25 protein-coding genes are annotated in these 20,814 nt (G+C 64.9%); 15 read left to right on the top strand and 10 right to left on the bottom strand.

The features are described 5' to 3' along the window. Positions 1 to 13: 13 nt before the first annotated feature. Positions 14 to 838 (top strand): alpha/beta fold hydrolase, encoded by an 825-nt coding sequence (locus ACGG9C_RS11165; RefSeq protein ID WP_250646196.1) that lies wholly within the window; start codon positions 14 to 16, stop codon positions 836 to 838. Further along, complete coding sequence (locus ACGG9C_RS11160) at positions 835 to 1,749, top strand: alpha/beta hydrolase (protein WP_171024213.1); 915 nt, start codon at positions 835 to 837, stop codon at positions 1,747 to 1,749. The genes ACGG9C_RS11165 and ACGG9C_RS11160 overlap by 4 nt, the downstream gene beginning before the upstream one ends. Positions 1,750 to 1,782: 33 nt before the next feature. Here the strand turns inward: ACGG9C_RS11160 and ACGG9C_RS11155 are convergent, their stop codons facing one another. Next, positions 1,783 to 2,529 (bottom strand): class II aldolase/adducin family protein, encoded by a 747-nt coding sequence (locus ACGG9C_RS11155; RefSeq protein ID WP_274636617.1) that lies wholly within the window; start codon positions 2,527 to 2,529, stop codon positions 1,783 to 1,785. A gap of 145 nt (positions 2,530 to 2,674) precedes the next feature. On the opposite strand from ACGG9C_RS11155, the gene ACGG9C_RS11150 reads away from it, so the two are divergent. From ACGG9C_RS11150 to ACGG9C_RS11120, 7 genes are read left to right on the top strand one after another with little or no spacing between them, the layout of a single operon-like run. Beyond that, positions 2,675 to 4,069, top strand: coding sequence for an aromatic-ring-hydroxylating dioxygenase subunit alpha (locus tag ACGG9C_RS11150; protein WP_005050729.1), 1,395 nt, complete (start codon positions 2,675 to 2,677; stop codon positions 4,067 to 4,069). Beyond that, entirely contained in the window at positions 4,066 to 4,659 is a 594-nt protein-coding gene (locus ACGG9C_RS11145; protein ID WP_005050730.1) for a 3-phenylpropionate/cinnamic acid dioxygenase subunit beta, read from the top strand. The genes ACGG9C_RS11150 and ACGG9C_RS11145 overlap by 4 nt, the downstream gene beginning before the upstream one ends. After that, a complete protein-coding gene (locus ACGG9C_RS11140; RefSeq protein WP_005050731.1) occupies positions 4,656 to 4,970 on the top strand; it encodes a hypothetical protein in 315 nt (104 codons plus the stop codon). Before ACGG9C_RS11145 ends, ACGG9C_RS11140 begins: the two co-directional genes overlap by 4 nt. Positions 4,971 to 4,984: 14 nt before the next feature. After that, positions 4,985 to 5,179, top strand: a complete 195-nt coding sequence (locus tag ACGG9C_RS11135; RefSeq protein WP_005050734.1) for a ferredoxin — start codon at positions 4,985 to 4,987, stop codon at positions 5,177 to 5,179. A 1-nt stretch (position 5,180) separates the two neighbouring features. After that, entirely contained in the window at positions 5,181 to 6,404 is a 1,224-nt protein-coding gene (locus ACGG9C_RS11130; RefSeq protein ID WP_298745227.1) for an NAD(P)/FAD-dependent oxidoreductase, read from the top strand. Between the two features lie 39 nt (positions 6,405 to 6,443). Continuing rightward, the gene (locus ACGG9C_RS11125; RefSeq protein ID WP_390178654.1) at positions 6,444 to 7,223 is read left to right on the top strand and encodes an IclR family transcriptional regulator; all 780 of its coding nucleotides are present in this window, start codon (positions 6,444 to 6,446) and stop codon (positions 7,221 to 7,223) included. Positions 7,224 to 7,239: 16 nt separating this feature from the next. Beyond that, on the top strand, positions 7,240 to 8,073 hold the full coding sequence (locus ACGG9C_RS11120) for an aldo/keto reductase (RefSeq protein WP_138173439.1): 834 nt from the start codon (positions 7,240 to 7,242) through the stop codon (positions 8,071 to 8,073). Between the two features lie 516 nt (positions 8,074 to 8,589). Here ACGG9C_RS11120 and ACGG9C_RS11115 read toward each other — a convergent pair. From ACGG9C_RS11115 to ACGG9C_RS11105, 3 genes are read right to left on the bottom strand one after another with little or no spacing between them, the layout of a single operon-like run. Further along, positions 8,590 to 9,336: an rRNA methyltransferase gene (locus ACGG9C_RS11115; RefSeq protein WP_175987716.1), complete on the bottom strand. Its 747-nt coding sequence runs from the start codon at positions 9,334 to 9,336 to the stop codon at positions 8,590 to 8,592. An 8-nt stretch (positions 9,337 to 9,344) separates the two neighbouring features. Continuing rightward, positions 9,345 to 10,175: a TrmH family RNA methyltransferase gene (locus tag ACGG9C_RS11110; RefSeq protein WP_212743493.1), complete on the bottom strand. Its 831-nt coding sequence runs from the start codon at positions 10,173 to 10,175 to the stop codon at positions 9,345 to 9,347. Next, a complete protein-coding gene (locus ACGG9C_RS11105) occupies positions 10,162 to 10,644 on the bottom strand; it encodes a GyrI-like domain-containing protein (RefSeq protein ID WP_138174566.1) in 483 nt (160 codons plus the stop codon). Before ACGG9C_RS11105 ends, ACGG9C_RS11110 begins: the two co-directional genes overlap by 14 nt. A gap of 247 nt (positions 10,645 to 10,891) precedes the next feature. On the opposite strand from ACGG9C_RS11105, the gene ACGG9C_RS11100 reads away from it, so the two are divergent. The 4 genes from ACGG9C_RS11100 (at position 10,892) to ACGG9C_RS11085 (ending at position 13,046) form a co-directional block, all read left to right on the top strand. Continuing rightward, positions 10,892 to 11,770, top strand: coding sequence for an AraC family transcriptional regulator (locus tag ACGG9C_RS11100; RefSeq protein ID WP_138174568.1), 879 nt, complete (start codon positions 10,892 to 10,894; stop codon positions 11,768 to 11,770). Positions 11,771 to 11,951: 181 nt separating this feature from the next. After that, on the top strand, positions 11,952 to 12,563 hold the full coding sequence (locus ACGG9C_RS11095; protein WP_138174570.1) for a LysE family translocator: 612 nt from the start codon (positions 11,952 to 11,954) through the stop codon (positions 12,561 to 12,563). Between the two features lie 75 nt (positions 12,564 to 12,638). Next, positions 12,639 to 12,818 carry a hypothetical protein gene (locus ACGG9C_RS11090; protein WP_212743495.1) on the top strand — a complete coding sequence of 60 codons (180 nt, stop codon included), beginning with the start codon at positions 12,639 to 12,641 and terminating at the stop codon, positions 12,816 to 12,818. Positions 12,819 to 12,836: 18 nt separating this feature from the next. Beyond that, a complete protein-coding gene (locus ACGG9C_RS11085; protein ID WP_212743496.1) occupies positions 12,837 to 13,046 on the top strand; it encodes a hypothetical protein in 210 nt (69 codons plus the stop codon). A 481-nt stretch (positions 13,047 to 13,527) separates the two neighbouring features. On the opposite strand, the gene ACGG9C_RS11080 is transcribed toward ACGG9C_RS11085, so the two are convergent. Further along, entirely contained in the window at positions 13,528 to 14,478 is a 951-nt protein-coding gene (locus tag ACGG9C_RS11080; RefSeq protein ID WP_138174572.1) for a LysR family transcriptional regulator, read from the bottom strand. 63 nt (positions 14,479 to 14,541) lie between these two features. On the opposite strand from ACGG9C_RS11080, the gene ACGG9C_RS11075 reads away from it, so the two are divergent. Next, positions 14,542 to 15,402, top strand: a complete 861-nt coding sequence (locus ACGG9C_RS11075) for a sulfite exporter TauE/SafE family protein (RefSeq protein ID WP_228480871.1) — start codon at positions 14,542 to 14,544, stop codon at positions 15,400 to 15,402. 722 nt (positions 15,403 to 16,124) lie between these two features. On the opposite strand, the gene ACGG9C_RS11070 is transcribed toward ACGG9C_RS11075, so the two are convergent. Both ACGG9C_RS11070 and ACGG9C_RS11065 read right to left on the bottom strand, forming a co-directional pair. Then, positions 16,125 to 16,520, bottom strand: a complete 396-nt coding sequence (locus ACGG9C_RS11070) for a peroxiredoxin-like family protein (protein WP_212743497.1) — start codon at positions 16,518 to 16,520, stop codon at positions 16,125 to 16,127. A 236-nt stretch (positions 16,521 to 16,756) separates the two neighbouring features. Further along, positions 16,757 to 17,419 carry a LysE family translocator gene (locus ACGG9C_RS11065; protein ID WP_228480872.1) on the bottom strand — a complete coding sequence of 221 codons (663 nt, stop codon included), beginning with the start codon at positions 17,417 to 17,419 and terminating at the stop codon, positions 16,757 to 16,759. Between the two features lie 48 nt (positions 17,420 to 17,467). On the opposite strand from ACGG9C_RS11065, the gene ACGG9C_RS11060 reads away from it, so the two are divergent. Beyond that, entirely contained in the window at positions 17,468 to 18,004 is a 537-nt protein-coding gene (locus ACGG9C_RS11060; protein WP_138174574.1) for a CGNR zinc finger domain-containing protein, read from the top strand. A 228-nt stretch (positions 18,005 to 18,232) separates the two neighbouring features. Here the strand turns inward: ACGG9C_RS11060 and ACGG9C_RS11055 are convergent, their stop codons facing one another. From ACGG9C_RS11055 to ACGG9C_RS11045, 3 genes are all read right to left on the bottom strand, one after another. Next, entirely contained in the window at positions 18,233 to 18,577 is a 345-nt protein-coding gene (locus ACGG9C_RS11055) for a hypothetical protein (protein ID WP_138174576.1), read from the bottom strand. Next, positions 18,574 to 19,029, bottom strand: a complete 456-nt coding sequence (locus tag ACGG9C_RS11050; protein WP_375237438.1) for an LD-carboxypeptidase — start codon at positions 19,027 to 19,029, stop codon at positions 18,574 to 18,576. The genes ACGG9C_RS11055 and ACGG9C_RS11050 overlap by 4 nt, the downstream gene beginning before the upstream one ends. A 287-nt stretch (positions 19,030 to 19,316) precedes the next feature. Next, a complete protein-coding gene (locus ACGG9C_RS11045; protein ID WP_138174580.1) occupies positions 19,317 to 20,711 on the bottom strand; it encodes a hypothetical protein in 1,395 nt (464 codons plus the stop codon). Between the last annotated feature and the right edge of the window lie 103 nt (positions 20,712 to 20,814).

Genomic DNA, 20,814 nt, shown 5'->3' with positions numbered 1-20,814 from the left:
TCGACGAGTACGAATGACCCTTTCTGAAGGGATTGAACAGGACTGTTGTTCTGCACAGATTCTGCTAGGTAGAGTGGGATTCCATCCGACGGAACCCGCCGTCGGTGAACAAAGGAGTTCCAGAATGCGCATCGTCTTGGTTCATGGAGGTTGGCAGGGTGGTTGGGCGTGGGACGGCGTTGTCGCTGAGCTCACGAAGGCAGGCCACGAGGTATGGGCCCCAACCTTGCAGGGTCACGGTGACAACGACGACCGTGCAGGTGTCACGCTCTCGACCATGGCGGACAATCTCATCGGCCGGATCGCCGACAAGGGGTGGGACCGGTTCGTCGTAGTCGGCCACAGTGGCGGCGGCCCGCTCATCCAACTCGTAGCTGAGGCGATGCCGGAGCAGGTGGAGCAGGCGATCTTCATCGACGCGTGGGTACTCGCCGACGGCGAGTCGATCAATGCGATCCTCCCCGCCGAGTTGGCGAATTTCGCCCGTGGCACAGCCGCGTCCTCGCCCGACCAGAGCGTGCCGATCCCGCCGCAGCTATTCATGACGGCTTTCTTGCAGGACGGATCGGAGGAGCTTCACGCGCAGGTCGAGCCTCGTCTGGTGCCGTCGCCTGGCGGTTGGCTCGACGAGCCGATCCGTCTTCGGACGGCCGGCACCGGTGACGTGCCGAGCGGCTACATCTTCCTGCAAGAGGATCGGGCTGTGCCGCAGGAGTTGTACCGCGCATCAGCAGACCGGCTCACGAACCCCACGACCGCGAGCTCGCCGGGGAGCCACCAGGCAATGTTGACGCGCCCTGTGGAACTGGCAGCAGCCATCGTCTCCGTCATGTCGTGACGACGTTTCGCTCTTTCGCGACTTCCGCTGGGACCGTCGCTTACGCCGAATGGCTGCCCGGCGGCCCCGCCCGTGCGACGGTGCTGCTCGTTCACGGCGGGGGGGTGGGCCCCGATGGCTGGAGTCGAGCGATCGGCGGGCGACCCGGGTGGGCGCCCCGTCTCGCCGAGGCCGGATACCGCGCGGTCGTGATGACGTGGCCTGGGTTGTCGGCTGGCGGCGCATGGGACCCCGACACGCCGCTGGATGGGGCGGCGGTCGCCGGCGCGATCGTGGAGCTAATCGCTGCGCTCGGCGGCCCGGTTGTCCTCGTGGTCCACTCCATGTCCGCCGCTTTCGGCTATCGGGTCGCTTTCCACCATCGGGATTCACTGATCGCCCTAGTCGCGCTGGCGCCCGCTCCCCCCGGGGATATCCAGCCCGAGCCCGCCGTGCTGGAAGAGGACGCCGATCACATCGTCGTCCAGGGACGCCCGCTCACCTGGAGGCTTCCCCGTCGCGGCTGGTGGCATCCCGGACCAGAGTTCATCGAGGCGAAGCTGGTCGGTGCGAGCGAGCAGTTCCCACCCGGTCACCTGGACGAGCTCCGTTCACAGCTGGTGCCAATCCCAGCCGGGCTCCTCCTCGAGCGGCAGAACGTCCGCGGTGCGCAGGTCCACATCGGCGACAGGGAGTTGGACGGCCTACCGACCCTCGTGATGGTCGGTACCCACGACACCGATCATCCGATCGAGTCGGACCGCGCGACTGCAGACTGGCTCGCCGAGCGGGGCGGCGATGTCAGGTTCGTCGCGTTGACGGCAGCGAACGTGGCTGGCAACGGCCACATGCTGATGCAGGAGTCGAACAGCGATGCGGTGCTCAACCTGGTGACGGAGTGGCTCGGTCCAAATGTACGCCCGCGGCGGTGAGGATGGTGCAGCTGATCGCGACCCGGGCGCCGGTCATCTCTGATGGCCCGAGTACAGCAGGAGCCGTTGCTCAGCAAGTTCCTGCAGCAGGAATCGCCAGAGATGCCCGTCGTTGAATGCGTCACCCAGGTCGGGCAGGTCGGCGAGATCGTCGTCGTCGATCGGCATAGGCTCGGCCCCTGCCTGCAGAACGGCGAGGTGCACGCGAGCCAGGCTGTCGACATTGATCGCGCGGATGACGGCCTGCGGGACGCTCTCGCCGACGGCGGTGAGGCCGTGACCGCGCAGGATGCCGACGGGCCGCGTGCCGAAATCGTCCGCCATGGCCGTCGCGCGTGCGTGGTTGCGGATCAGCGCAGACGAGGGGTGCGCGGGGATGCCGCCGCGCGCCATCCGCATAGCGGGGATGTTGAAGGCACCGACAATCGGTAGCAACGTCCGTCCGGTCAGCGAGAACGCGACGACAGCCGGCGGATGCGCGTGGACGACGGATCGAGCCGCAGGATTGCGGCGCAGCAGCTCAAGATGCAGAGACAGCTCGTTCGGCGCCCGGTACCCGCCGGCGAGCTCGAACGATCCCTCAAGGGGCACGGCGAGGATGTCGTCGGCGGTGGTGAACCGCAGCCCTCGCTCCTGCGGTCCGCGGGCTCGGATGAGGACGGTGTCGTCGTCGACCCGCAGGCTGACGTGCCCGAGGATGTCGTCCACGAGCCCCCGGACCGCGAGCACGCGGCAAGCATTGGCGACGAGCATGCGTTCGTCGACGTAGTCGTTCATCATCCACTTCTCCTTCGAGGCGTGATCTCCGATTGCGAATTCCTGGAAAATCTAGCAGAATCAGATTCTGTCTTAAAGAAAACCGGTCTCGACCGACATCATCTTCAAGGCGCGGAATAGGACTCTGACATCAGGAAGCAGCGACCCAATGGCGAGCAAGACGACGATCTTCGAGGACGTGCGGCGCGGCATGATCCCGGCGCACATCTATAACGACGAGGAGATCTTCGAGCAGGAGAAGAGCAAGCTCTTCAGCCGCGCGTGGATTTTCGTCGGACATGAATCCGAGATCCCTCAGCCCGGTGACTACGTGGTGCGGCATGTGCTCGACGACTCGTTTATCGTCGTGCGCGATGAGAGTGGTGAGATTCGGGCGCACTTCAACATGTGCCTGCACCGCGGGATGCAGGTGTGCCGCGCCGAGGTCGGCAACGCCTCCCACTTCCGTTGCCCCTACCACGGGTGGTCATACCGCAACGACGGCCGGATTATGGGCCTCCCGTTCCACGAGGAGGCCTACGGGGGTGAGGCAGGGTTCAACAAGAAGGGTGCACGACTGCTCCCGGCGCCGAACCTGGACACATACAACGGTCTGATCTTCATCAGCATGGACCCGAACGCGCCGACCCTGCGGGAATACATCGGCGACTTCGCGTTCTACCTCGACTACTACACCGGGCAGAGCGCCAAGGGCATCGAGCTGCGTGGCCCGCAGCGGTGGCGCGTCAACGCGAACTGGAAGATCGGCGCCGAGAACTTCGCCGGCGACATGTATCACACGCCCCAGACCCACACCTCGGTCGTCGAGATCGGGTTGTTCCGTGAGCCGAAGGCGGAGAAGCGCAAGGACGGCAACACGTACTGGGCCGGCAACGGCGGCGGCACGACCTACAAGCTCCCGCCGGGCAGCCTCGAGGAGCGGCTGCGCTACGTCGGATATCCCGACGCGATGATCGAGCGGATGAAGGAGCAATGGTCGCCTGAGCAGCTCGATGTGATTGGCCGTGACGGGTTTATGATCTCAGCGGCATCGCTCTTCCCGAACATGAGTTTCGTGCACAACTGGCCGAAGGTGGAGGACGGGGACGACGTGCTGCCCTTCATCTCGATCCGTTCGTGGCAGCCCATTAGCGAGAACGAGACGGAGGTCTACTCCTGGTTCGCGGTCGATGCCGAGGCGCCGGAGGAGTTCAAGGAGCTCTCGTACAAGGCCTACCTTATGTGCTTCGGTAGCACGGGAATGTTCGAGCAGGACGATGTCGAGAACTGGGTCTCGCTGACCACGACTGCCAAGGGTTCGATGGCTCGACGGCTCCTGCTCAACAGTCGGATGGGGACTCTCAAAGACGACACTCCGGTCGTCGCTGCGCTGACGCCTGAACAGTTCGCCGGTCCAGGCGTCGCGCACGTTGGTTACGGCGAGTACAACCAGCGTCATCTGCTCGATCGCTGGGCCGACTACCTCGACACCGATGACGAAGTCGAGGTGCAGGTCGCGAGCATCGGTACAGGCATCACCAACAACGGGGAGGCACCCGCATGATGAACACCGAGACCGGTGTCCAGATATCCGAGCAATCGCCTCTCGGCGCCCACGCCACGCGCGCCGATCGAGTCGGGCGGTCCCTACTGTTCTCCGACGAACTGCATCTCGAGGCGCATCGTTGGTTGATTGAAGAGGCTTACACCCTCGACGAGCAACGGTACGAGCACTGGCTTGAGACGCTTACAGAGGATATTCACTACATCATGCCGGTGCGTCAGACGACGGCTCTCGGGTCTTCCTTCACGACGGCGAGGGGGATGTCGCACTGGGACGAGAATAAGTACTCGCTCAGCCGCCGGGTCGCGCGATTCCTGACTGAACACGCTTGGACGGAGGACCCTCCCTCACGCCTGCGTCACTACGTGACGAACGTGCGCGTGTTCCTGTCCTCGGTCGAGGACGAGCTCATCGTCGACTCCGCCGTCCTGCTGTTCCGCAGCCGGGGAGACGTCAACGAGCCGTCAATCATCTCCGCTCACCGCGAGGACGTATTGCGTCGCGTCGGTGACGACCTGCAGTTGGCACGTCGGGTGATCATGGTGGACGAGTCGGTGCTCCGCACCCAGAACCTGGCGATCTTCCTGTGAGCGGCCTCGACTGGGAGGGTGCCGACGTCGATCGTGATGCCGCGGCGGCTGCGGCGGCGGAGCGCGAGCGTCTTATTGCCCGCACCGTCGGAGAGCCGCTCGTCATCGCCAACGAGTTTTCGGAGATCGAAGTGCGCCGCGTGGAAACTCACAACGGCACGAGGCTACTGATCGACGCCCCGAAAACTGGCCAGTGGATCGCGATCGACCCCATGGAACTCGAGGCCCTGACCTGGCAGACCACGCAGACGTTCTCCGAGATGATCGCGCGGCCTGACCAGCCGATGTTTCCCGAAATGCGACCGCAGTAGAAAAGGAGAGACCGATGGCACGGATCATCGCCGACCGCAGCGCCTGCCAGGGCTACGCCAATTGCGTTGTCGCCGCGGGCGACTACTTCGACCTAGATGACGACGCCCTAGTGATCGTTCTGCGCGAGGACCTGCCCGACAGTGACCGCAAGCGAGTAGAGGAGGCGGCGCGCAGCTGCCCCGTCTCCGCCTTGGTTGTGGAGGACTGACGTGTCCCGGGTCGTCATCGTCGGCGCCTCTGTTGGTGGGCTCAAGACCGCCCAAGCTCTTCGAAGCGAGGGGTTCGAGGGCGAGATCGTCCTGATTGACCAGGAGCGCCATCCCACCTACGACAAACCTCCGCTCTCGAAGAAGTACCTCACCGGTGAGACGGCGCGACACGAGATCGAACTTCTTTCCGAGCACGAGACGCGGGGGATCGGAGCCATCTCGATCTTCGGCACGCCCGCGGCATCCGTCGACCTCGAAGGCCAGGTTGTGACGCTCGCGGACGGTGCAGCTGTCTCATACGACACACTCGTGATCGCCACCGGGTCACGCGCCCGTCGCTCTCCGTGGGGTGAAGGTGAGCATATTCACTTGCTGCGTACCAGCGGCGATGCCGAGCGCTTGCGGGATGAGCTGGCCACAGCGAGGCACCTTGTGGTCATCGGCGCAGGCTTCATCGGGGGGGAGGCTGCCGCGACCGCGATCACGGCGGGCGTGCGGGTCAGCATGGTTGACCCGTTCCCGGCGCCGATGTCGCGGGTGCTCAATGCCGAAGTCGGCCAGATCTTCAGCCGCAAGTATGCGCATGAGGGCGTCGAGGAGTACTTCGGAAGGACAGTCGAAGGCGTCGAACAGACGGCAGACGGGGTGCGCGTGGTGCTCGATGGCGGCGAGATCATCGAGGCCGATGCAGCTCTCGTCGGTATCGGAGCTGTGGTCAACACGGAGTGGCTCGAGGGTTCCGGCATCGAACTCGACAACGGGGTGATCTGCGACTCTGGGCTGCGGGCCATCGGGCATCCTGAGATCTTTGCCGTCGGCGATATCGCACGTTGGGCGAGTGCGTCGCGCAACGTCTCGCTGCGCCTCGAACATTGGACCAATGCCGTTGATCAGGCTCGCGTCGTCGCACACAACATCGTCCACCCTGATGATTGCGAGGACTACGACACGACCGAGTATGTCTGGAGCGACCAGTACGACTGGAAGATCCAGGTGGTCGGGCGCACCGGCGCCGACGACATCGTCATCATCGGGTCCGAGGAGGACCAGCGCTTCGCCGTGCTCTACTCGGAGAGTGGCGACTCGCTGACCGGCGCGCTCGTCGTCAACTGGCCGCGGGCGCTCGTTAACACGCGGCGAGCGGTGGCTACGAGAACCGATCGAGCCGAGGTCGCGGCGCGCCTGAGCGGCGACGGCGCGCGGTCGGTCACGCCCGCGGTCTGAGGATGGTCCCCGTGACCACAAGAGGATACGATTTCTGTTGTGCAGAAATCGCCCGGCGACGGTGTAGCGCCCCAATACCCGATCGAGTCAGTGGACAACGCACTGCGGTTGCTCCTCCTTCTTGGCGAGCGTACGGAGGAGGTAAGGCTGACCGACGTCAGCGCCGAACTCGGGGTGGCGTCTTCGACGGCGCACCGCATCCTCGCAATGCTCATCTGGCGCGGATTTGCCCGTCAGGATCCGCGCACGAAGACCTACGGTCCGGGTCCGACACTCACGAGCGTGGCCTTCTCGATTTTCCGGCGCATGGATCTTCCGCGCCTGGCGCAGCCGATCCTCGAGGATCTCAGTTCCTCGATGGGCGAGACGAGCCATCTCGGCATCCTCGAAGGCGCGAACGTCCGCTTCATCGCGGCGTCCGAGCCGGCGGCGGCAGTCCGCGTCGCCTCACGCCTTGGACAGGAGATCCCGGCGTACGCGACCTCGACCGGCAAGGCGATGCTTGCCAGCCTGCCGACAGAACAGCTCGGGCGCTTGTTTCCAACGGACTCACTCCCCGCGGTGACCTCGCATACCGTTCAGTCCCTTGCGGACCTCGAGAAGGAACTCGAAACCGTTCGGCGCCAGGGCTACTCGACGAACCGCGAGGAGAGCGAGGACGGTGTGGCATCGGTCGCAGTCTCGGTCGCGAACTCAGCAGGCATCAATCTCGCCATCAACCTCGCTGCCCCAGTCCATCGTCTTCCGGTCTCGAAAGTCGCGACCTTCGGGCGAGCACTCAAGGACGCCTCGATGCGGTTGAGCGAGGCGTTGGGCTAATCACGGGGGTGCTCCAGTGAACCCCGCCCCGATCCCGCTCCTCCACGGACACTCGATTCCGCGTCTGGGTCTCGGCACGTGGCCGCTCAAGGGCGACGCGGTGCACGAGATGGTCGCGCTGGCGCTCGACATCGGCTATCGACTGATCGACACGTCTCACAAGTACCTCAACGAGGCCCCGGTTGGCGCGGCGATCCGAGAGAGCGGGATCGCTCGCGAGGAGATCTTCGTCACCAGCAAGTTCAACAAGGAGAATCACAGCGTAGATGGTGTCCAGCGCGCCTATGACGAGAGCCTCAGACGGACCGGGCTCGACTACCTCGATCTATTCCTCATTCACTGGCCAGTGCCTTGGCTCGACACCTACGTTGCGGCCTGGCGGGGTCTTGTAAGACTCGTCGAGCAGGGGCGGGTCGGGGCGATCGGCGTCTCAAACTTCAAACGACCACATCTGGAACGGATCGTCGCCGCTACCGGACGCGTGCCCGACGTCAACCAGATCCAACTGAGTGCCGACCTGGCGCGCGACGATATCCGTGATCTGCACAAGCGGTGGGGCATCGTGACCGAGGCCTGGAGTCCGCTCGGGCGCGGCGGCCCCTTGCTCACACATCCCGTCGTGGTAGACATCGCAGACCGGGTCGGTCGCACCCCCGCGCAGGTGTTGTTGCGGTGGCATGTGCAGCACAACATCGTCCCGATTCCGCGCGCGGACGACCCCAGACAGCTGCGGGAGAACGCGCAGATCTTCGATTTCAACCTCACTCACGACGACCTTGCGGAGCTGAGGAACCTCGATCGCGGTGAATCAGCGGCACGAGATTCCGACTCAAAAGAGAACGGACATTAGCGCGTTTCTCCCTGACTCGATCGCGTTTCAAGTTTCAGGGGCCGAGCGATCACGTCGAATCCGGAAACGATCAATTTCGGGATGCGTGCGGAGGCTAACCGTTGTCGAGCAGTTCGAGCAGCCGTGTAGTTACGCGCCAGGTTCGGACTGTCATCTGTTGAAACATCGGCATAGCGAGTACGCGCTGAACGCGGGTCTTGGTCGCTTGCGCGGCTACCCGCGAGAAGTACAGGACACCCGGCCCGATTGCCATCGCGTCGACGCCCTCGCGCATTTCGGGAGGATCTGCAAACGCCGCTTCGGCCGTGAGGGGATCCTTTACGAAGAACACTTCGCTGCGTAGCCGATCTGATCCGTGGTCCGATGGTGCTTGGGCGATAATCGCTGCTAGCTTCCAACAACGTCGCCGGCCAGTACGGTCGGAACCAAGACAGTGCTCAACGCTGTAACCGGGCTCTATGCAGCCCCACGAATTTTCTGCCCGAAGGAACAATGCTGACGAGCTACACGGAAGATTCAAACTCGATGCTGGAGTCGGCTGGCGATGCGGCAGAGGATGACTGCTCGGCTTCCGATTCGGAACCATGCGAGAGGTCGCCGGGGGCCGGTTAGGCGCACCTTGCGGGCGCGGGTCGTCACTGCGATCACGGTTCCCTCGTCGAGTACCTCTTCCAGCGAATTCAGCATGCCGTCGAGGCCTCGTGCAGCATCCGGTCCGTGCCACGCTGTCTGCTCGCCGTAGGGGATATCGGTGACCACGACATTGGGGCGTCGCCCGTTCAACGCGCGCCGGAGTTGTGCGGGGTCGAAGACGTCGGCTGGTGCGATGTTGTAGTCGAATGAGCCGTCGCCTGACGCGAGCCGGCGAGCGAGTCGCTGTGCAGCGGCGGCGGCATCGAGGTAGGCGGGTTTGCTCAGGCGCTCGGCGCGGGCCTGCAGTTCATTCGCGCGGGCGGTCATGCCGTGCTTGCTCAGAAGGGCGAGGTTCTTCCGGGCGAGTTCCAGCGCCGCGTGATCGACGTCGGAGCCGAGGACGCTGGTGATTCTGTCTCTATGCAGGAGTGTGAGAGTGGTGAGGAGGTGGCCGCTGCCGCAGCATGGATCCCATACCTGGGCGGTGGGGTTCGGGGTGAGCGCCAATGCTCGCTGGAACATCTCGCTGGCGAGGCGTGCGGGGAAGGCGGGGAACCCGGGGGCAGAGTGGAGCACGCCGCCGGAGAGGTCGGCGTAACTCTCTCGCGTGACGGCGTAGCGGTAGGCCATTCGCGTGCCTATGCCCGTCCGCGCTGGCGCGCGGCCTCGTAGAGAGCGATCGATGCCGCGTTGGCAGCGTTCAGCGAGCTGGCGGCGCCGCCGATGGGGATGCGTGCGACGACATCGCACGCATCGCGCCATCCCGCGCTGAGTCCGGCGTTCTCATTGCCGATCGCGAGCAGGACGGGGCCTGTCAGATCCACGTCGGCGATGTCGTCGGACCCGTTCTCGTCGGTTCCGACGATCGTGAGGGGGATGCCCGCAGCGCGTTGCTCCCGTACCCAGGTCACCAGTGGTTGATGAGATGGTTGTCGGATCACCGGCACCGCGAACAGCGACCCAGTGGAGGCGCGGACGGCTCTGGGGTCGTACGGATCTGCGCCGTGTCCGGTGACGATCAGGCCCGACCCGCCGAAGGCATCCAATGAACGGATGATCGTGCCGATGTTGCCGGGCAGGGAGGGGCGGTCGAATGCCATCCCGAGGAACGACGGCCCCATAGGTATGCGAGACAGCTGATCGTCCGGCACGGCGGCTACGGCGATCAGCTCGGGGGAGCCGTCGTCTTGGTCGCTCAACTGATGCAGCAGCTGAGCCGCGACGGCTACCCGCTCGCCTCCTGATCCTTCGATAACCTGTGCACCCCACCGCGACAGCGGCCGATCCGCGTCATAGAGGACTGCGCGGATCGGCCAGCCCCGCTCGAGTGCGAGGCTGATGGGGCGCACACCCTGCACGATGAACTCGCCGGCCCGCTGGCGCTTGTTGCGGTTGTGGAGCAGAGCTTCCCACTGTTGGAATCTTGCGTTCGGCCGGGAGACGCGCAGAGTTGGCTTACGCGCGTTCAACGGGAATCCAGACCTCGGCGGTTGCGGCGCGCTGCTCGCCTGGTCGGCGCTCAGTGACGATCGACGGCCCCGGACGCAGGCGCCACGGGTGTGACGGAAACCACTCGCTGACAATGTCCATCCAGGCCGACGCAAAAGGAGCGCCCGTGCGGAACACCGCCCATTTGCCGGCAGGAACCTCGATCACATCGAGGCGCTCAGGTGCGGGCGGAGCCGCATCGAGGGCGACACCGACCATGAACGTGAACCGACTGTTCACTGCGTAGTCGGCGTCGACCTCCGTACTCACCTGAAGCAGACCCGAGGGCTCCGAGCAGCCCAGTGCTCGGAGCCGCTCCACGTTCTCCGCAGACAGCGCCGTGATGTGTGCCTCGACATGAGGATTCCGGAATTCCGACACGACCGGGACGCACGCGGCGTAACCGATCAGGCGGAAGGCCGTCCGCTCGACGATACGGGCGTCTAACATGCTTCCCTTCAGCTTGGACTCTCGTGGTGCGAGACGATTTCCAGGGTGTTCGTCACGCCGGGTCCAGCGCCCGACAATTGGAGACCGATCAAGTCGGGTGAAGGCGCCCGGGACGCCTGATGGTGTGTGGTGTTGCGTGTCGTCGGACGTCGCCGGCCGTCACGAGCCGGCCCGCTCGGATCGGAGTCGCACGTTCGGACAAACCACTGCACCCCGGCAAGCAGAATTGGAATGAAGGGAGGCTTGTGTGATCAGTGAGCTCAACAGGCTCATCGAGGTCGTCGAAGCGGATCTGTCCGACGACCTCGACATCGGTGCGCTGGCTGCTTCCTTCGGCACCACGGAGTACCACTTGCGGCGGATGTTCGCATCGCTTGTCGGCATGCCGTTGTCCGAGTATGTGCGGCGTCGGCGGATGACGGTCGCCGCGGCCGACGTCATCGCGGGCGATCCGCTTCTCCAGGTTGCGGTTCGATTTGGTTATGGCTCGGCCGAGGCATTCGGACGTGCGTTCCGGGCGGTCCACGGTGCGGCGCCTATCGAGGTGCGGACGAACGGCGGCCCGCTTCGGTCACAGCCGCAACTCACGCTGCGACTGACTGTCCACGGCGCCACGTCGATGGACACGCGTATCGTGGATCGACCCGCGTTCCGGCTCGTCGGCCATGCTGCACGCGTTCCGCTCATCCACCGGAGCGCGAATCCTCACATCCAAGCGCACGTCGCTTCTCTGCCGGCGCACGAGCACGCGCGACTGACGGCGCTCGGCAACACGGATCCTCACGGACTGCTTCAGATAAGCGCAGATGTCGATTCCGACTACACCGAGGGAAGCACACTGACCTATCTGCACGGCGTTGCCCGGGACGCCGCGACGACCACGCCGGAAGGACTCGACGTGATCGAGGTTCCTGCCGGCACGTGGGCTGTGTTCCGGGCATCTGGACCATATCCCGCGGCTCTGCAGGAGACGTATGCGGCATCGGCATCCGAGTGGTTTCCGTCGAACCCGTGGCTGCTGCGACCAGGCCCCTCGATCGTCGCGATCCTCGATCGCGCTGAAGACTTCCGTTCCGCGACGACGGAGTTGTGGCTGCCGATCGTCCGCCAGCGTGATGACGTGTAACCGCGACACGACCATGACCTCGCTACCCGAGGGGCGCGACTTCATGCCATCCCGATCTCGCGGACGAATGTCTACACGGTGTCCATCTGGGCGATTCGCTCGTCTTCGGCTGATCGCTCGTGTATTTCGGGATTACGCGGACGCGGTACTGTGCGGAAGCAACGACTCTCGAAGGACGACGATGAGCATTGCATTCCTGCTGACCACCCTCGTGGTGGTCGCCACCCCCGGCACCGGCGCCGTCTACTCGATCGCCGCTGGGCTCTCCCGCGGCGCAAAGGCTGGCATTATTGCGGCGTTCGGCTGCACCCTCGGGGTCATCCCTCACATGGTGGCCGCGATCACCGGACTGGCCGCGATCCTGAATGCCTCCGCGATCGCGTTCCAGACGATCAAGTGGCTCGGTGTCGCCTATCTGCTTTACCTCGCCTGGCAGACATTCCGCGACAAGACGATGATCGACGGCGACGCGAACCCCGCCCCGGTTTCGTTCTGGCGGGTCATCCGTACCGCCGTGCTCATCAACCTGCTTAATCCGAAGCTGACCATCTTTTTCTTCGCGTTCCTCCCTCAGTTCGTTCCCGCGGGCGAGGCGAAAGGCACGTGGCACATGATCTGGCTCAGCCTTGTGTTTATGGCGTTGACGTTCGTCGTGTTTGCGCTGTATGGGGTGTTCGCCGCGGGGATGCGCAACCAGGTCATCACGCGCCCGAAGGTCATGGCGTGGCTGCGTCGCACCTTCGCGGGCACGTATGGGCTGCTCGCCGGCCGTCTCGCCCTCGAAACCCGCTGATGCAGCTCAGTTCATGACTCGGCGCTGCGCGCTCATTTCCCTCAGCTCGCCGTCGCGACACTCACCCTCGATGGCGTGACCGACACGGCGGACGTCTCGGCGACCGCGGCACCATTCCGCGAGCGGGCCTCCATGCGCCTCTCCGAACGACCGGAGAGCGAGTTCCCCGAGATCGTCGCCTGGCGGCGCGCATTCAGTCAGATGGGACTCAAACCCACCCAGTACCGGTGCGCGTCGGAAGCGCTGCCACGCTGATTCAAGAGCGACGGGGAATTGCCCTCGATCCACCCGCTCGTCGACCTGTGCAACGCCGTCTCACTCGCTTACGCGATTCCCATCGCCGTGTTCGACCTCGTCCACGAGGCGCCCCTGCCCGGTGGCAGCGGCACCTGGGCGGAGAAGGTTCTCGTGACCAGTGCCCACGTCGCGCGCGTGCCCGACGGCTTGGCGCCGGCGGCCGCTCACGCGGAGTCAAGTACGTGATCGAGCTCTGACAGCGCCGGACGTGAACGCCGGGGTCCTCGCTGCGCCCACGAGTTGTTATCGATAGTTCAGGGCGCTCGTGCCCGTCATTGTGGCGCTCGTGGTGTCGGCCATTTGCTTCACGATCATCGTCGCGGGCTCCGGATATGAATCCGGCCACGATGAGTGGAATTGGCACGGGCCACGGCAGACTGCCTACGCGCGTTGTTCCATGCACTCGTGGTCGTCAACAACATCGGTGCGCTGAGCATCTGCTCCCGTTCGGAGGGGGTGAGGGGAGGATCGCCGATCGGTAGCCGACCTTGCATTCCAGTAACAGACGCTCTCGGTGCGGTCTGGGTTGCTTGGGCCAGCCGGAATCTTGCCGCGCTGCGCCAGCGAGTCGTTACGCTCGGCAACGCTCACTAACTGGTGCCGAGGTCCTTTCCGAGCTTGGCGTACAGCTCTATCACCGACCGGGGTGGATCTCGTATCGGGTTCGCTACCCGCGGCGGGCTTGCTCAGGGGGCGAGCCGAGGATGACGACTCCGAGCGGCTCGGTGACATCGACTTCATCCCGGTAGCGCAGAAGCGCGTCGATGAACTCCTGCTGCGCGGGGGACGGAACGTAGGTAGACCGAGTGATGAGGAGTGCGCGGCGGTCGGCCCATTCCTCTGCCACCGGATGTATGGCAGCAGGCAGTGTGGGAGAGCGGCTGACGGTCCCATACGGGACGATCGCCGCGCCAGCCCCAGTGCTGGCGACGGCGTACACCGCGTTGAGGGTTGGCAACCGCACGCGGTACGCCGGTGACACACCGAGGATGCGCGCCTGCTCGTCGATGAGTGTCTGAAGCGGGTTTGCCGCTGGCAACCCGATCAGCGGCCCCCGCATCACCTCCTCGAAGGAAGGAGCCACGTCGTCTCCGCGGAACACCGAGCCACGAACGACGACAAGGGGATCCGCCCATAACTCACGAGCGATCAAACCGTCGCCCGTCGGTGGGAGGGAAACGATCCCGAGGTCAGCACCCCCCTCGCGGACCCGAGACGCGACCTCGACGCTGCTTGTCTCGACCACCGCGATCCGCATCGTAGGGAATCGTGCGAGAGTCGCGGCCAGGAACTCGGTCAAGGTATCGACGGCTGATGTGTTGCTGGCGAGCCGGATCTCGTGGGCAGAGTCCCCGCGCAGCCCGTCCATCGCCTGCCGCAGTTCATCAGCACGTTCGAGAAGGGCACGGGCATGTATCGCCAGGGTCGTGCCGGCCGTGGTCGGCACGATCCCACCTCGTCGACGCGACAACAGCTCGACTCGCTCTTGCCGTTCCAGTAGAGCGATCCGGCTGCTGGCCGACGACAGCGAGACCCCCACGGCGCGGGCGCCCGCCGTGATCGAGCCGGCGTCGATGATCGCGACGAACAGCTCCAGATCCCGCAAGTTGGGCGCCACGAACTAGCTTTCGGATTTCGCGTACATCCCTTCCGATTCTATCAACCTGCGTCCAGCGCACTTTTGGAAGCCTTGAAGGCCTCCGGGACATCTTGTGACCCGGGCGAGGAGGAGGCCAACGTGCTGATAGAAATCGCGCCGCTTCTGCGAGGAGCGGCGGTCGTCGGCGCAGGCTTCCTTGCAGGAGGTCTGAACGTCGTCGTAGGCGCGGGGACACTGGCGTCCTTCCCCATCCTCGTTCTGCTGGGGTTTCCGCCGTTGACGGCGACGATGGCGAACACGGTCGGCATCGTGCCCGGCAGCCTGTCGGGGGTATTCGTCTACCGACGCGAGCTGCGCGCACACTACCGCGTTACTCGCCTACTGCTTCCCTCATCCAGCGCCGGCGGCGTCACCGGCGCGCTCCTCCTCCTGCACTTGTCCGCCGACATCTTCGCTGCCGTCATCCCTTGGCTGATTGGTATCGGTACGCTTCTGGTACTCAGCGGACCCGCCATCAAGAACCGCATCGGCCGCGTGGCGGCAACCGACGACGTCGACGCGACGCCATTCCCTCGCCGAGGTTCGAAAGTCGCCTCCGTGGTCGGCGCGTTCCTGCTCGGAGTTTATGGTGGCTACTTCAGTGCAGCGCAGGGGATCCTCCTCGTCGCCCTGCTCGGGATCACGACGACGTTGCTGATGCAAGAACTCAACGCCGTGAAGAACGCCAGCGTCGCCGCGGTCAACATCATCGCCGCCACGGTCTTCATCTTCGTCTCACCAGAACTGATCTCGTGGCCCATCGTCGCCCTCGTTGCTCTCGGCTCGATCCTGGGAGGATTGGTCGGCGGCAGGTTCGCAAGACGACTCCCCGCAGGCCTGTTCCGCGGGTTCGTCGTCATCGTCGGCATCACCACCGTCACGGCAACGGTCTTAAGCCATTGACCACCCTCGGTCGGCAGGAACGGTCGAGCCAGATGTCAGCGCCGGAATCACCCCGGCACGCGACGATCGATCTGCCCGTCCGGGCCCCGGGCGTAGGCCGAACTCGTTGACGTGGAACCGGTTCACGGAGTTGCTCGCTCAGTGCAGCCGCTGGCGGCCGCCGCCCGCGAGGTCGGCGCGATGCGGACGGCCGCGTACCCCCGGCGCGATGGCACCGCGGTGCGGCGCAAGGATAGCGCGGTGAAGGTCGTGCCACAGCCCTGGCCCGCTTTCGCTTCTCCCCATCTCCTCGAGGCTTCTTTTCGAAGAGGAGCGCGTTCTGATCGCGATCTCGCGAGCCGAGGTGCGCGGCCAACGGAGATCGCCGCGCTGCATGACCGATCTCCGTCCACAACCAGCCGGGAGTTGCGTCGCAGCGCGCACGGTCGCACGAGAGGCGCGTGACTCCTCCGTCCGTCGCCTCTGCAGCAGTCAGCGGATCGCATCGAGCGCTGCGATGATGTCCCGCGGTTCCGCACGTCTGGTGTGGTCGCTGTCCACGAACGACCACGATATAGACCCGCTCTGCCTGATCACATAGGTCGCGGGGATCACAAGCGTTCGACCATCGCCACCGTTTCGACGGATGAGATCGTGACCTCGTCGCTCGTAGAGCGCAGCCAGCTCCGTAGGAATGACGAAGGACAGGCCGTAGCTTTGGGAGACAGTGGCCCCCACGTCGCTCAGAACGTCAAAGTGAGGCTGTGTTTCTCAGCGGTCGACAATGACTCGTCAGGCACCTGCGGCGAGATCGCAACGAGCCGCGCGTTGCGCGCCTTGAACTCCATGATGTTCGCTTGAAGCGCCCGCAGCTCGAGATTGCAATACGGGCACCAGCTGCCTCGGTAAAAGCTCAGCACCACGGGGCCATCCTCAAGCAGATCACTCAAGGTCACCGTTTCGCCAGTGGCGCTGGGGAGAGAAAACACCGGCGCCACATCTCCGACGGCCTTCGCGCGGTCTGCCGTACCGGCGTCGAAGAGCTCCGCAGCCGCACGATCCGTCGTCTCGTTCTCCTCGGAGGACCGGTTGGACCGCGCGTCCTCGTAGACACGCAGAAGCTCTTCCCGCAGGTTCATCTCGCTCCCATTCTGCGGCCGTTGACATACACGCTCAGCTGTCCACGCCCTCGGCTTCTGATGTACGGGGTTGCCGTCGTCGGCGCTCGTGCGCACGTGGCACTCACGACGTGTGCCGCGAGAGCGATCAGTCGATGTCGCAACGAATCGGTTGAACGGATTCGTCCATTTCAGGTTACATCGGCGCTGCGATGGCTGGCGCGCTGGCCACACGCGCGCGACCACCTGCAGGTTGTCTACGCGCGGGCAGCCTGGGGAACTTCCCTGGCCAGCATGACGGCGACCGCGGCAAGAAGGCTGCCGGTGATGCGGCGCTGCCACTTGAGCCAGGACGGGCGGGTTCCGATGAATCCTGCGATCGTCCCGGCGGCCAGCACGATTGCTGCGTTGACGATCACGCTGACAGTGATCTGGACTGTGCCGAGCGTGAACCCCTGCGCAATCGGGTTGCCGTGCGATGTGTCGATGAACTGCGGGATGATCGCCAGGTACATCACCGCCGCCTTCGGATTCAGCAGGTTGGTAAACAGCCCCATCCGGAAGAGCTTCCCGTGCGTATCGCGGGTGAGCGGTCCGGGTTCGAACAGTCCTGTCCCTCCTGGGCGGAACGTCTTGAACGCGAGCCAGGCGAGGTACAGCACTCCTGCGGCCTTCAGACCGATGTAGAGCCACGGAACCACAACGAACACGACACTGAGCCCCAGGTTCGCCATCGTCATGTAGGTGAGGAATCCCACGCCCGTCCCCGCCAGCGAGACCAGACCTGCGATTCGCCCCTGAGCGATACTGCGCGACACGAGATAGATCATGTTCGGCCCAGGCGTGAGCACCATCACCAACGCCGCCAACCCCATCCCGCCGACCGCGGCCCACGGGAGTCCAGTACCCAGCACCGTCATAGTCAGTTCCTTCCAACGATTCACGTTCCAGTGTGATGTAATGCCCTTATGCATCTCAACCCTTACGGCGAGTACGCGGTCCTGCTCGCCGCGTCACTGGCAAACGACTGGCCCGAAGATCGAGCGGGCATTGTCGACCGTGCGGAGTCTTATGGGATGCAGACGCCGTTCGCGAATCCGCAAGCGGACGACTACACCGGTGTCCGCAGGGTAATCGACCGATGGCTCGAAGTCGTTGATGAACCTTTGCCGCAACGACGCGCCGACCTCCTCAACCAACACCTCGCAGAGGCGGCCGCCTACCCGCGCCTAACCGACCACCATGATGAAGGCTGGCACCTCCACTATCGAGACCAAGACCAAGCCCTGCCGCATGTGCTGGAGGCCGTCATCAGCGTCGGCACCGCACTCCACCTGACAACGCGGGGAATGCACCGCCTTCACCGATGCGACGCCGGCAAAGTCCCGGGTGACCCGTGCCACAACGTCGTGGTAGACGTCACGCGCAACGGCCGCCAGCGGTACTGCAGCGTCCGCTGCGCCAACCGCGCTGCAGTACGTCGGCACCGCGCGCGACACGCGTGAACATGGAGACCTGACTACGCCCGGCCACCCACATCGCAATGAGCCTCATCGCCAGCAGCACCGGATCCCACACGCCGGTAGCGGCATCGTCGCCTCCCGCTGGCCCGCTCAGAAACGGAACTACGCCTCTCGACCTCCTCGAGGAAGGCGCCGACGCCGGGGAAAGTACGGCACCAACGTCGCATGCCGTGGCTCCACGAGCGGGGCGGCAACGCGGCTGACTCGCCCTCACCGGAGTCGGTCGACGCCCAGGTTCCAGATGGTCACGTTCGGTTCCGCGCCGTCGTGGCGAGCGGCGTACTCATGGAGCGCGTCCGTGCGCACGTGCTCCGGGTCCTCGCCGTCCGCGAGTCGGCGGATGAGCGGAGCCATCCATTCCCATCCCTGATCGACGAGCCGACTGGACCACCGCGACAGGAACCCGTCCGCCGTCCAGACTCCCGCGTGATCGTCGGGACCGTACCTCTCGCCGGTCGCGACGAGGCGCTCCTCGAACGCGACCCAGACGAACACGGAGCGGTAGGGCTGCGGCGTCCACCCAGCGAGCTCGGTGAACCGAACCGGGGACGTCATGCTTCCGTGATGCGCACAGGCGAGCGACTGGTCAGAGTCGGTCGTGGTTCGCCGGACTGTTCTGCACGAGCCACCTCCCCGTGAACGGGTAGACGAGGTCGACCGGATCCACCGTAGAAGCTCCGCACGCCGAGGTTCCAAAGAAGGTTGTGCAGGTTCGTGTTATCGCTGTACCCGAGGAACGGCTTCGGGTTCGCCGCGATCACGGCGGCATCGAAGTGCGGAATGACAGTGATCTGGTCATCACCACCGATGGCGGCCAGCACCGCGCGAATGCTCCGATCCGCGAACACCGCGTTCACGTCTGCCGCACGGGCTTCCGCGCTCGCGCCGAGTTGCCGCGTCGTGGGGTACTCGACCGGGATGAACCCGGTCGCCTCCTTCAGACGCCGCATCGCTTGCTCGTGGAGAACGGGCGAAATCGCTGGGGCGGCGAATGCCGGCGAGATCACGGCGACACGATCACCCGGACGGACTTTGGGAACGGCTTCAACGAAGCTGCGACCATCCACCGATTAGACCAGACTCCCGCACCGCGGCCCCGTTCGTCGGAGAATACGCCCACTTCGAGCGTATCTACACGCGGCCCCTTGGCTGGCGCGCCAGCGGCGGCGGGCGGCGGGCAGCGGCGGCGGCGGCGATTACGTCCCCACGACACTGCAATTCGCAACTCGCTCGAAAGACCTCGTGGAATTGGCATCTCGTATCGAGAACCTTCAACTGCCGGTCGTGTCGGCCCTCAGGCCTCTCCCGGCCTTGAACTGACCACGATTACCTTGGGTTCGACTGGTGCTCCGTGGGAACCCTTCACATACGACGCGATCCAGATCAGTCGGGTGCGCACGTGGCCGTCGTCGTCGAGCCCGAGTGAGGGGTAGGGCTGTCGCCGCCAGTGGCCGCGAACCGACCAGGCCGCACGATCGGGCGGCTCGCCGTCGCTCCCCTCTCGATAGACGGATACGTGATCGCTGCCCGCTTGCACGCGCACGATCGTCAGCTCGCCCTGCGGCTCGCCGCTGGGCACGACGACGCCTGTGACGCGTTCCGACTCAGTTATGCCGCCCTGGGCCATTAACGCCCACACCGCGGCAAGCAGTTTCTGTTCCGGTCGGGTGTCATCCCAGACCGGGACGAATGGCACGCGGCCGGACAGCTGCGGCCCGACCTGTTTGACATTGACCGCGCCGGATCCCGCAACGCCAGCAACGTATGTGCGTATGCGCCACATCGAGCCGCCCTGCCGGTACCAGACCGCGCGGACATGGCGGTCGCTGTCGCCCGCCCGCTGCATCACGATCGGGCGCGCGAAGAACCAGATCGCGTTGATATGCACGGGCAGCGGATCGAGAACGTCCGCGTCGACGAGGCTGTCGACAGCCAGACGCAGAAGCTCTTCGTGAAGGAGGAACGCTTCTTCGGGACGATCCGACCCCTCGCCGACCGCCGCGACGACGGACGGCACTTTGTTGGCGGTGAAGAGCTGTGCGCGAGGGTTGATGCGGGGCGGTTCACCGGCGCTAGGGGGTGGCACCCGCACGAGCGAGTCCGCAGCCAATCGTTCACCAGGATGCCCGATCGTCTTCAGCGACCTTCCTAGCCAGACGTGTTGATGGGCGAGGTCGAAGGCGATGTAGAGATTGGGTGGCGTCCACCCGCGAGCGACATAGTCGCGGTCAACGTCCCGCAACGGCGCCAACAGCCTCCGTGCATCCGAAGCGTTGAGCACAGTGGGTGGCAGCGGCCCGCCCGACAGGGTGCAGAACCCGTACCGCGCGACGGCGTCACGGTTGTGGAATGCGACGATGACTTCGTTACCCTCGGGCAGCCGAGCGGCAACGGTCAAGCCCGCCGCGATGGTGGGGATGACGCGACGGATTGCGTCGTCATGCTGCTCCCGAATGCCTTGAGCAAACCTCGACCGGCGGCGCGCTGGCTCCACACCCCGCCGCCGCTCCGGCACAGCCCCGCCACCATTCAAATGCACTCGCACCTTGCGAGCGAGCGACTCACTCAGCTGCGCCTCAGGGCGCACTTCCGCCTCACCCAGGCTCCGCAGCGCGTCGAGCACGGTGCGCACGTCAACGCCGAGCTCATTTGCAACCTCGAACACTCGGCGTCGGTACACGAAGTCCATGATGACTTGCCGAGCGTCACCGCCGAACCGCGAAGGCCGCCGACATAAAGCGAGGACAGCCGAGTGCCGATCAGATGCACGCCCCACCTGAACAGCGGCGGCC

Origin of the sequence: Microbacterium sp. MTN4-26 (assembly GCF_042846595.1) — a bacterium.
Classification (GTDB): domain Bacteria; phylum Actinomycetota; class Actinomycetes; order Actinomycetales; family Microbacteriaceae; genus Microbacterium; species Microbacterium luteum.
Note: the sequence above shows the minus strand (reverse complement) of the source record. Positions and strands in the feature narration are given on the sequence as shown.